The 12,481-nt window shown below is 39.3% G+C and carries 9 protein-coding genes; 7 read left to right on the top strand and 2 right to left on the bottom strand.

Annotation, left to right across the window (positions count from 1 at the left end; genetic code table 11):
- The first annotated feature begins 6 nt into the window (after positions 1-6).
- The 7 genes from LXL81_RS13540 (at position 7) to LXL81_RS13510 (ending at position 7,723) form a co-directional block, all read left to right on the top strand.
- Positions 7-1,698, top strand: coding sequence for a PAS domain-containing sensor histidine kinase (locus LXL81_RS13540; RefSeq protein ID WP_234647324.1), 1,692 nt, complete (start codon positions 7-9; stop codon positions 1,696-1,698).
- Between the two features lie 90 nt (positions 1,699-1,788).
- Entirely contained in the window at positions 1,789-2,196 is a 408-nt protein-coding gene (locus tag LXL81_RS13535; protein ID WP_234647323.1) for a response regulator, read from the top strand.
- A gap of 32 nt (positions 2,197-2,228) precedes the next feature.
- Entirely contained in the window at positions 2,229-4,199 is a 1,971-nt protein-coding gene (locus LXL81_RS13530) for a hybrid sensor histidine kinase/response regulator (RefSeq protein ID WP_234647322.1), read from the top strand.
- 126 nt (positions 4,200-4,325) lie between these two features.
- Complete coding sequence (locus LXL81_RS13525) at positions 4,326-4,550, top strand: CDGSH iron-sulfur domain-containing protein (RefSeq protein ID WP_234647321.1); 225 nt, start codon at positions 4,326-4,328, stop codon at positions 4,548-4,550.
- Between the two features lie 139 nt (positions 4,551-4,689).
- Positions 4,690-5,583: an alpha/beta hydrolase gene (locus LXL81_RS13520; protein WP_234647320.1), complete on the top strand. Its 894-nt coding sequence runs from the start codon at positions 4,690-4,692 to the stop codon at positions 5,581-5,583.
- A 114-nt stretch (positions 5,584-5,697) separates the two neighbouring features.
- Complete coding sequence (locus tag LXL81_RS13515; RefSeq protein WP_234647319.1) at positions 5,698-6,957, top strand: putative DNA modification/repair radical SAM protein; 1,260 nt, start codon at positions 5,698-5,700, stop codon at positions 6,955-6,957.
- Positions 6,926-7,723: a TIGR03915 family putative DNA repair protein gene (locus LXL81_RS13510; RefSeq protein ID WP_234647318.1), complete on the top strand. Its 798-nt coding sequence runs from the start codon at positions 6,926-6,928 to the stop codon at positions 7,721-7,723. The genes LXL81_RS13515 and LXL81_RS13510 overlap by 32 nt, the downstream gene beginning before the upstream one ends.
- A 1,660-nt stretch (positions 7,724-9,383) precedes the next feature.
- On the opposite strand, the gene pdeM is transcribed toward LXL81_RS13510, so the two are convergent.
- Together pdeM and LXL81_RS13500 are read right to left on the bottom strand one after the other, a co-directional pair.
- The gene (gene pdeM, locus LXL81_RS13505; RefSeq protein WP_234647317.1) at positions 9,384-10,025 is read right to left on the bottom strand and encodes a ligase-associated DNA damage response endonuclease PdeM; all 642 of its coding nucleotides are present in this window, start codon (positions 10,023-10,025) and stop codon (positions 9,384-9,386) included.
- Complete coding sequence (locus LXL81_RS13500; protein WP_234647316.1) at positions 10,015-12,477, bottom strand: ligase-associated DNA damage response DEXH box helicase; 2,463 nt, start codon at positions 12,475-12,477, stop codon at positions 10,015-10,017. The genes pdeM and LXL81_RS13500 overlap by 11 nt, the downstream gene beginning before the upstream one ends.
- Positions 12,478-12,481 lie beyond the last annotated feature (4 nt).

The following is a 12,481-nucleotide window of genomic DNA, read 5'->3' as shown; positions in this document are numbered from 1 at the left end:
CGACTATTGGAAACAGCGGAAATAACTTACCACCGTCTTTTAAAACGTCAGATCCGAAAATCGTTATCGCCTGAGCTGGCTGAGAATCCTGAATTTCAGGATTTTCTCAATTCTGTCAATCAGGCTTATCTTGAATTTCAGGATGACATTGCACGTGTGGAGCATATACTCGAACAAAGTTCGACAGAATTATTCAGGGCAAACAAGGAGCTGATCAGCATTGCCGACCAGAAAACAGAAGAAGCGGCTTCAACCAACAGAAGGCTGGAAGAAGTGGCGAACAGTATATCGGAAGTGCTGATCCAGTTGAATCAGGACGGTAATATTATATATCTTAACAATGCCTGGGAAACAGTAACCGGTTTTAAGGTAACAGATAGTTTAAACAAAAACTGGGCTGATTTTCAGATCAATAGTGATTCAAAAACCAGATTAGAGGCATTATTTACCGGAAAAACAAAATCAGTTCAGGATACATTCAAGCTCACAACCGCTGATAAAACTGAAAAATGGCTTGAAATCTCCATTTCCGCACAATTGGATTCCGGAGAAAAAGTTATCGGATTTATTGGCACTGTAAGTGATATCACGTCCAGAAAAGCGCAGGAAGAGCAGATTAACCGGATGGTTGAGTGGTTTAACGAATCCAGTGAAGCCGTTCAGGTTTCGGATGATAATGGAAAATTGCTCTTTATCAATCACGAAGCAGCCCGTCGTTTAGGCAAAAAACAGGAGGAAATAATTGGGTCGCATATCAGCAGTGTTGAGAAAATTTTTGAAGATCCGGAGCGGTGGGAAGAGTATTTACACAGCCTGAAAGGCACTTCCAAAATGATCGTGACCGGAGTCCATAAAAAGACAGACGGCACAACTTATCCGGTAGAATCAAGTGTAAAATATTATGAAACTGATGGTCAGGGCTACGTACTCGCATTTATCAGGGATATTACGGAGCGTGTTGAAGCGGAGAATAAACTCAAATCTTACATGCGCGATCTGGAAAGGATCAACGCTGAACTCGACCAGTTTGCTTATGTGGTAAGTCACGATTTGAAGGCGCCGCTGCGGGCGATCAATAACTTATCGGAATGGATTGAGGAAGATATTGAAGATCATCTTGATGGAGATACGAAGGATCAGTTCAAACTTTTACGCGGACGTGTTCACAGGATGGAAAGTCTGATTAACGGAATTCTGTCCTATTCAAGGGCCGGAAGGATTAAAACGACCAAAGAGAGATTCTTGATTAAATCGCTGGTTGATGATCTTTGTGACACATTCAGTTCGAAAAAACCGATTGAATTTGTTTTCGAAGGCGATCCGAAAAGGGAGTTGCTTTCTGAAAAAATCACGTTGGGACAGATCATGCAAAACCTGATTTCCAACGGGATTAAATACAATGACAAAGAGGAAATTAAAATTACGATTGGCTGGAAAGACGGAGATGTTGGTATAGATTTTTTTGTAAGAGACAACGGGCCTGGAATCAGCCCGGAATATCATGAAAAAATATTTGTCATTTTTCAAACACTGCAGGCCAGGGATGAAGTTGAAAGTACCGGCGTAGGACTTGCCATTGTGAAAAAGATCATGGATGAAAAAGGAGCAAAGATCCGGATCGAATCGACTATGAAAGAGTCTACTACATTCTTTTTTACCTGGCCGGTAAACGAAATAGCAGAGACCGAAAAAATATAGAATTTATTTGAATAACCCACTACATAATAGTAACAATAAGTCATTAATTATAACAATCTTTACAAAATGTCCATTTCAAATCCAATCCCCATGACGATCTTACTAGTTGAAGATGACGAAGTAGATATCATGAATGTGAAGCGAGCATTTAAAAAAAATAATATCTCAAATCCACTCGTGATCGCCCATAATGGTATTGAAGCCCTGGAAGTTCTTCGTTCTACGGAGACAGATGCGCCAAAACCAAAAATTGTCCTTCTCGATCTCAATATGCCAAAAATGGGAGGCATTGAGTTTCTTAAAGAGATCAGACAGGATCCGGAGCTGAGTTCGCTATCCGTTTTTGTCATGACCACTTCCAATGAAGATGGTGATAAAATTGACGCCTTTAACCTCAACGTAGCCGGTTATATCCTGAAACCTTTATCTATGGACCGCTTTATTGCGGCCGTGTCTACTTTGAAAAGCTACTGGACCCTTTGCGAGTACCCTGAATAAACAGCCTGCAAAACCCTTCTTTTCAAAATTTTATGACCCCCTTGAATCTGCTTTTAGTAGAAGACGATGATATTGACGCGATGGAATTTAAACGTGCCATCCGGAAATGTAATGTGGAAATTCAGGAAATGCGGATATGTAAATATGCCGAGGAGGCCATTTTGACTTTGGAAAACTGGACTCCTACCTGCATTTTCATCGATTATCAGCTCCCCAAAACCAATGGTCTGGAATTACTGAAAAAGGTAAAAAAGATTGCACCAAAACTTCCTGTCATTGTTTTAACATCACAGGGCGATGAACGGATCGCTGTGGAGATGATGAAGGCCGGCGCTATGGAATATTTCCCGAAAGCGGAAATCAATGCGGAAAAACTGATGAAGACTTTCCATACCATGAGCCAGATGTTCGAGGTGGAAAAAGAGCGGGAAGCAGCTCAGAAAGAACTCGCAGAAAAAGAGGAGTTTATCCGGAAAGTGGCACAACTTTCACCCAATATTATTTATGTTATCGATATTGAAAAATGGACAAATATTTTCCATAATCATCAGATCAGTGAAATATTGGGTTATAAACCAAACGAACCACTTCCGCAGGATGTGTTTGCGTTTTCCAAACTGATCGACAACCAGGATTTGCTGACATTCCGGAAACATTATGATCATATCCGGCATCATTTAAAGGAAGGAGAGGTCATTGAAAAAGAATTTCGCCTGAAACATAAAGATGGATCCGACGTCTGGATCATTACCCGGGAAGTTCCTTTCAAACGGAATGATGGCGGTGAAGTAATTGAGGTTTTGGGCACTGCCATAGATATTACCAGCCGGAAACTGGCTGAAAAAGAATTGGTCAAAGCAAAAAAGGATGCCGAAGATGCTGCCCGGATCAAGTCTGATTTCCTGTCGACCATGAGCCACGAAATCCGTACACCTATGAACGCGATCATAGGATTTACAGATTTATTGCTGACCAGCAATTTGCCGGAAGAACATTTGCAATACCTGAATACCATCAAATATTCTGCTGATAATCTGATGGTTATATTAAATGACATCCTGGATATTTCAAAAATTGAAGCCGGAAAATTCAGTCTTGAAGATTTCGAATTCGACCTTCGGGAAAAAATTGGTCACCTGTACAGAACTTTCGAATTTAAGGCTAAAGAAAGAGGCATTACGCTTTCTTTTGAAATTGATGACAAAATGCCTGCAATCCTGATCGGAGATGCATATCGTTTAAACCAGATTCTTGTCAATTTAATTGGCAATGCGTTGAAGTTTACTTCGGAGGGTTATGTCAAAGTCTCTATGTTTGTTGAAAAAGAATATGCTGATAAAGTAGATTTAAAAATCCGGGTCGAAGATTCGGGAATTGGGATATCGAGCGATAAACTGAATCAGATTTTTGATAGTTTCTCACAAGCCCATAACAATAATGCAACTAAATTTTTTGGTGGAACCGGACTTGGTTTAAGTATTACCCGTAAAATCACGGAACTGATGCAGGGAGAAATAATGGCAGAAAGTGAGCTGGGTATTGGCAGTACTTTTTGTGTTATGCTAACTTTCAGGAAAGGTAGTTCTATTCCGATTCGCGATATTCTCAATGCCAATACTCCATTTTCCCTCAAAGGTTATAGTGTTATTGTGGCCGAAGACATTTTAGCCAATCAGCTTTTACTCAAACATTTACTTAAAAGGTGGGAAGCTGATTTTGTTATTTGTGATAATGGAAAGGAAGTTTTGAAGACCCTGGAACTCCGCAATTTCGACCTGATTCTTATGGACTTACAAATGCCCATAATGGATGGGATTACGGCTATGAAAGCCATTCGAAATTCTTTCCCGCATCTTGCCAAGGTTCCCGTGTTGGCTTTTACAGCAGATACTTTTGCACAGGCTTCACAGGAAATTATTGACTGTAAATTTCAGGATTTCATTACAAAACCTTTCCGGGTAGACGAGTTAACCTCAGTAATAGGAAAACATCTGAACCTGTAATTACTTCTTTTCAAATCCGAAAAAACCTCTTTTAAAACGGCAACTTAGATTTGTACTGATACTAAATTAGTCTTTCGCCACTTCTCCATCCATTACGATTGTTACCTTTGGTCAAAATTATTCATCATGACAAAAGTAAAGCTTACTGTAAATAACAACGGATCTCTGAAAGTTGACGGAGATTTTGAAATCGTAGACGCACAAGGAAATGTGTATGGACTGGAAGGAAGGACTGTGGTTTCGATCTGCCGCTGCGGCATGTCAGCCAACAAACCTTTCTGTGACGGTTCTCACAAAGGACATTTTGAGCATAATGCAGTTGCATTTAATCTGCCTCCAAAAAAAGTTTAGGCTAGAAAAAATTCTATTTAAAATCCACTGATTTTCACCAATCAGTGGATTTTTTATTGCCATATGTTTTCATAAAATTAAATCCGCAGACATCCGCCCAACGTATGTTACATATATAAAAATTAAAATTACCGGATCTGTGAGTTCTCAAACGCGTGTCAGCATCATCATCATACTAATATTATTCGGAGCCTTTTTGTTAACACTTTCAGGTTGTACTTTTTTGGGAAATAAAGCGCATAAGAATATCATTTATGCGAAAGCAACTGGCAAAATTCCGGATCAGGAGCTGAATATTTTCGAACCAAATAAACCAAAATCACCAAAAGATGTTCTGATATTTATCCATGGCGGAAACTGGAATTCGGGTAAAAAATCCCAGTATAGTCTGATGGGGCGCAGCTGGACGAAAAAAGACATTGTTTACGTTATCATCGATTATCCATTAAGTCCATCTGCGACTTACAAGGAAATGGCTGAATATTCAGCGAAATCGGTTAAATGGGTAAAGGAAAATATTCAGAATTATGGTGGAAATCCTGACCGGATATTCATTTCAGGACATTCGGCTGGCGGACATCTGGCAGCACTTATTTCTATTGATGACCAATATTTTAAAAAACTGGGAATGGAAAATCCGATCAGGGGACTGATATTAATCGACGCAGCGGGACTGGATATGTATGGTTATCTTTTGGAAGAAAAGTTTTCAAACGACAACACCTACCTTAAAACTTTTACACCTGATCAGAAAAATTGGAAAGACGCTTCGCCGCTTTATCATTTGCATAAAGAAATGCCTCCGATGACGATTTTCCGGGGTGAAAAAACTTATCCATCGATCGCTTCCAGTAATGAAAAATTCATCAAGGCTTTACGAGAATATGCTCCGGAAACGCCCTATGAAATTTTGAAAGGCAAAAAACACATTCCTATGATAACCCAGTTTTTCAATCCATGGAACAAGCGTTATAATCAAATTCATCAGTTTATGGAAAGTGTTGACAGCAAAGCTTCTGTTGTCAAAAACTAGGGAAATAACCTATGCTTTATTTATAAAAAATTTCTATCAAAGTTCGTTTCAGTATCAAATATTTACTATCTTTGTGATACTAATAGTATCATCAACAAACGTTAGAACATCGATATGTCGGAAAGACTTCATGAGAAGCTGGAAATTCTTGCTGATGCGGCCAAGTACGACGTATCCTGTTCATCCAGTGGAAGTAAGCGAAAAAATCATAATAAGGGATTAGGCGAAGCGACTGGTAGCGGAATTTGCCATACTTATACAGAAGATGGCCGTTGTGTGTCTCTTCTGAAAATCCTGCTTACCAATCATTGCATTTTTGATTGTGCATATTGTGTAACGCGAAAAAGCAATGATATCAAAAGAGCCGCATTTACAGTGCAGGAAGTGGTTGATCTGACCATGAATTTTTATCGCAGAAATTATATTGAAGGGCTTTTCCTTAGTTCAGGTATTTTTAAAAATGCTGATTACACCATGGAAAGGCTTGTTTCCGTTGCCAAGAAACTTCGTACGGAAAATAAATTCAACGGTTATATCCACCTCAAAACAATACCAGGCGCAAGTGACGAACTGATGCACGAAGCTGGTTTGTGGGCGGATAGACTTAGCGTTAATATTGAAATTCCTACGGAAAGCGGATTGAAATTATTGGCTCCGGATAAGAATATTAAGGACATGATCGAGCCGATGACTTACCTGAAAAAGGAAATTATCAGAACGAAGGAAGAATCGAAAATTTTCAAATCTGCACCGCTTTTCGCCCCTGCCGGACAAAGCACGCAAATGATTATCGGCGCAAGTGGCGAATCGGATAAAGATATCATGCACACGGCAAATAAATTCTATAAAGGGTTTAATTTGAAACGTGTTTATTATTCCGGTTATGTGCCTATCAGTAATGATAACCGGCTCCCGGAACTAGGAAGCGCTGTACCTGTTTTAAGAGAAAACCGCTTATACCAAACGGATTGGCTAATGCGGTTTTATGGCTTTCATGTGCAGGAATTACTTAACGATCAATTCCCGAATCTTGATCCTGAAATTGACCCAAAACTTAGCTGGGCGCTTAGAAACATGGCGTTTTTTCCGGTTGATGTTAATACGGCTGATTTGCAGCTGATACTTCGTGTACCTGGAATTGGTGTACAATCAGCCCAGAAAATTGTTGGTGCTCGTCGGTTTAACAAATTGGGATGGGATCATCTCAAAAAAATCGGAATTGCACTTAACCGGGCAAAATATTTTATAACCTGCAATAGTCCGATAACCGATCGGAAGGATTACACGGAAGCCAAAATCCGTCAGTTCATCCTTAACGAATCCCGAAGTAAATTTCTTACCAATGGAGGCCAGCAGTATAATCTTTTCGGATAAACCTGTCAATGTTTCCTACGACGGAACCTGGTATGGACTGCTGACTGCTGTTTTTGAAGCTTATTCAAAAAAGTGGAATGTTTCCGGTTTTTCAACAATTAATCATGAAAGTCAGTCTGATTTTTTTGCTGAAAAAGTTATTGTCGTTACGGATGAAGCCAAAGCGCAAAGAGTTTGGCTGGGGTTGAAAAAGAAAGTCCCGAAGGAAAATTGCATTCAATTATACCGCTGTTATTTGTCTGAAATGCCCGGAATGGAATTTGCCATTTTTTCCTGTATCAAATTTTATTTTTCCGGTTTTGATTCGCCGCACCTGGCCTATGGAAATGCTGATGTTTTGAAGATAAGCCAGACTTCAAAAATGGTATACAGGGAAAAACATAGAATGGAAGCATTTGTGCGGTTTCAACGTACGGCTGATGATCTATATTACGCCGGAATTGAACCTGATTTCAATGTAATTCCGTTATTAAGCCAGCATTTCGCCGAACGTTATGCCGACCAGAATTGGCTGATTTATGATATCAAACGGAAGTATGGAATTTATTATGATCAGGATAAAGTGGAAGAAATAACGCTGAATTTCTCAAATGAAACAGGAGAAAAAACAGCTGTAAAAGACGTTTTTCATGATTCGGAAACTTTGTATCAGGAGTTATGGAAGAATTATTTTAAAAATGTAAATATTCCATCAAGACGAAATATCAAGTTGCATGTCCAGCATGTGCCGAAACGGTATTGGAAGCATTTGATTGAGAAGAAATGATTAAGTGATGTAAAAATACATCTGAACGAAAACTGGCTAAATACGGAATTGGATTCCGTATTTAGCCAGTTTTTTTGGTTTGCAGACTGGGCAGGTGATATGCATATTTCACCCTTTCAGGGTTCCGTTGGTCGCTTCGTTCAATGATTTTCTATAATAATGTCAACTCTTCGGGTTTGTTTCCAAAATTAATACCCGGAATGGATAAAATTATTATAGTATCAGATTTCAATATCCAAAACCAAAATCCCAAAGGGATGGCCATAGAAACAGAGTTCAATTAATCCAAATGAAAATCCCTAAGGGATGGCATTGTTATAGGAAAATCGAAATGTGCATTGACAAAACCCGGAACGGGTAACATTTTATTAAAACTCATATGCCACCCTTTCAGGGTTCAGTTGGTCGCTTCGCTCAATGCATTTCTATAATAATGTCAACCCTTCGGGTTTATTTCTAAAATCATTATCCGCAACGGATAACATTATTATAGAATCAGATTCAATGTCCAAAACAAATCCCGAAGGGATGACATTATTATAGAATCAGATTCAATATCCAAAACAAATCCCGAAGGGATGACATTATTATAGAATCAGATTCAATATCCAAAACAAAAATCCTGAAGGGATGACATTATTATAGAAATCGGATTCAATGTTCAAAACAAAAATTCCGAAGGGATGACATTATTGTAGGAATCAGATTCAGTGTCCAAAACAAAAATCCCCAAGGGATGACATTAGTGTAGATGGATATTTCAATATCCAAGACAAAAATCCCGAAGGGATGACATTATTATAGAAATCAGATTCGATGCCCAAAACAAAAATCCCGAAGGGATGACATTATTATAGAAATCAGATTAGATGCCCAAAACAAAATCCCAAAAGGATGACATTATTATAGAATTCAGATTCAATGTCCAAAACAAAAATCCCGAAGGGATGGCATTTTTATAGAAATCAGATCCAATATCCAAAACATAAATCCCGAAGGGATGACATTATTATAGAAATCAGATTCAATATCCAAAACATAAATCCCGAAGGGATGGCATTATTATAGAAATCAGATTTAATATCCAAAAACAAAATTCCGAAGGGATGACATTATTATAGAAATCAGATTCGATGTCCAAAACAAAAATCCCAAAAGGATGACATTATTGTAGAAATCAGATTCGATGCCCAAAACAAAATCCCGAATAGATAACATTATTATAGAAATCAGATTCAATATCCAAAACAAAAATCCCAACGGAATGACATTATTATAGAAATCAGATTCGATGCCCAAAACAAAATCCCGAATAGATAACATTATTATAGAAATCAGATTCAATGTTCAAAACGAAAATCCCGTAGGGATGACATTATTATAGCAATCAGATTCAATGTTCAAAACGAAAATCCCGTAGGGATGACATTATTATAGAAATCAGATTCAATTCCCAAAAACAAAATTCCGAAGGGATGACATTATTATAGAAATCAGATTCGATGCCCAAAACAAAAATCCCGAAGGGATGGCATTATTATAGAAATCAGATTCGATGCCCAAAACAAAATCCCGAAGGGATGACATTATTATAGAAATATCGAAATGTGAATGGGTTAAACCCGGAACGGGTGACATAATAACTTAATAATATCCGCCGTCACCCAACCGCAAAAACCCGCTCCTCCGTCAACATATAAATCTTTCTTCCTACTACCAGATCAACCCCAAATCCCCCCGTAAAAACGCCAAAACTTGGCAAAATTGCCTGATTTTTATCTACAACAAAACATGGCAGCCTAAAACTTTGACGCCCCTTTCCATACGATGTAAAAACCGGGTGGATATGCCCTGCAAAAACAAATTTCACTGGATCCAATTCTACTTTTGGATGATGGGTAAAAATGAAATTTTCTTCTTCAAAATCGTTTTTATAAACTTCAATGTTATTTTCCAAAAACAAACTGACCGGCAAAACATCGTGATTTCCGATCACAATGATCATTTCAACAAAATGATATTTCTTCCTCCATTCCGAGAATGTTTCCCACTCTGAATTGTATTTGTTATGAAAAAGATCACCCAGGAAAACGATACGTAATGGGTTCGTATTTTGAAGTAATTCGTCCAGCCTTTCAAAATTATTTCCCGCTGCAAGTTGCGGAACTGCTATCCCCTCTTTTCTGAAATGCGTAATTTTACCAAGGTGTAAATCTCCGATGAGTAATGTTTGTTTTTCCTGCCAAAAAATCGCCTTTTGTGTTAATAAATCAAAGTGGTTATTTCTAATTTCAATCTGCATCACTATACTGTTTGAGCATTTTTTGTATCCGGTCTTCCAATTTTTCAGAAGTCAGCTGCTCCCTTAGCCGGTCTACCATTATAGGGAACGAAAAAGGCGTTGGCTTTCTCGTCCTTTTGATAATTATTTTTTGTGTTGCAATCCTGTCAAGCGCATTCCGCATCCGGACTTCTTCAAGCTGATAAGTCAATACTTCCTGATATGCCTGATTTACCAGCAAATTATTTTTTTCATATTTAGTCATCACCGTAAATAACAGCGAGCTTGACGCCTGAACCTGTTTTGTTTTCATAAATTTGCCAGGATAACCCTGAAACATCAGTCCGGCAATGGCGGCAATCTCTCTGAATTTTCGCTTCGCCATTTCCGTTGCATTCACACTTTGGTAAATGTCATCAACCAAATGAGCCGTTGAAAATAAGTCATTTTCCTTTGTAATTTTTTCCATATCAACATACTGGTCACTGAGCAATTCAAACCCGTAATCATTCATCGCAAGCGAAAAAGTGATCGGAGACAATTTGCTGAGCCGATAAGCCAGAATAATGGCCATACCTTCATGGACCAGCCTGCCTTCAAAAGGAAAAATAAAAATGTGGTGCCCTTCCTTAGTCTCGCATTGTTCGATCAATAATTCACCTGCATTGGGAATCATCGACCGTTCACGCTGCAATTCCAAAAGTGGTTTTAATTTTGCCAATTCCTTTTCCTTATGTGGATTTTCGATTGCATCAGATAACCGGTCGCGAATAAAAGCTGACAATTGAGACGATAACGGCATCCTTCCTCCCGCCCAACGCACCAAAAATCCACGTTTCCCTTCCGCTTTTTTGACAGTTACCGTCATTTCATGGATACGGATAAACTCTACGCTCATGCCGGCAAAGACAAAAACATCACCCGCTTTCATCCGGGTCACAAAAGATTCTTCGACAGAACCCAGATACCGTCCATGCTGCAATTTCACTTTCAGCGAGGTTTCCGAAACGATGGTGCCCATACTCAGCATATGCCGATGCGCGATCCGGCGACTGGTAACCTTGTAAAGTCCGTCGATTCTCTCAACTTTTTTATATTCATCATACACTTCCAGCGACGGGCTGCCGGTTGTAATATAACCCAAAAGCCACTCCCACTCTTCACGGTTTATGAACTGATATCCATAACAATTCCTGACCTCATCAAATAACTGTTTTTCATCAAAACCTTCACCGACAGCAAGCGTGATCATCCATTGCGCCAACACATCAAACGCATGAATTACGGGCGGACGATCCTCAATAATTTGTCTTTCAACACCATCACGAAGGGAGACTGCCTCGATCAGTTCCAGTGCATTTGTAGGACAAAAGAAGATTTTACTGGCAACACCTGGCTGGTGTCCGCTTCTACCCGCCCGCTGAATAAACCGGGCAATACTTTTCGGACTTCCCACCTGAATGACGGTATCGACAGGACGAAAATCGACGCCCAGATCCAGACTTGCTGTACAAATAACCAGTTTCAATTTTTCAGCATGTAAGGATTCTTCCACCCAATCCCGGATTTCACGATCCAGAGATGCGTGGTGAAGAGCCATAATTCCCGCAAATTCCGGATATTTATCGATGATCACCCGGTACCAGATTTCTGTTTGCGAACGTGTGTTTGTAAAAAGTAAAGTAGTTTTACTTTTTTGAACAATATCAACGACATAATCAATCAGCCTCGTACCCATATACCCTGCCCAGGGAAGTGTTTCCACTTTTTCTGGTAATATACTTTCAACAAGAATTTTCTTCTGTGTTTTTGCTTTGATGATCACCGTATCTTCCTCCGCAGAATCCATCCCAACCAGAACCTGTTTCGCTTCTTCAAGGTTTCCTATGGTTGCCGAAATGCCCCAGGTTTGAAGGTCAGGATTTATGGTCCGTAATCTGGCAATCGCAAGTTCGGTTTGCGTGCCACGTTTGCTTCCCATCAATTCATGCCATTCGTCGACAACAATTGTGTGCAGATTTTTGAAAGTTTCAGAACTGCCTTTTTGTGCAAATAAAAGATGCAGACTTTCCGGTGTTATAAGCAGTGCTTCCGGCATTTGTTTTTTCTGGCTGGCTCTTTCTTTGGTACTGGTATCACCCGAACGAACGCCAATCCGCAACGTCAGATTCATTTCCAAAGCCGCGATTTCCATATTCCGGAAAAGATCTTTTGACAAAGCACGCAAAGGCGTCACCCACAAAATCTGCAATCCTTTACTTCGTTTTGCAGGATTTTTTGGTAATGAATTAATATATCGGATCAAAAAAGGAATCCATAAAGAATAAGTTTTCCCGCTTCCGGTAGGCGCATTCACCAGACCACTTTTCCCGGAAAGATAAGCCTCGGAAGCTTCCTTTTGGAAAGCCGCCCATTTCCAGTTTTTCGATTTAAACCATTGCTCAACAATGATATGTCCGCGGGATTTTGTCAAAGGG

This window comes from Dyadobacter sp. CY356 (assembly GCF_021440195.1).
Classification (GTDB): Bacteria; Bacteroidota; Bacteroidia; order Cytophagales; family Spirosomataceae; genus Dyadobacter.
This window is presented reverse-complemented; position numbering and strand designations above follow the sequence as displayed.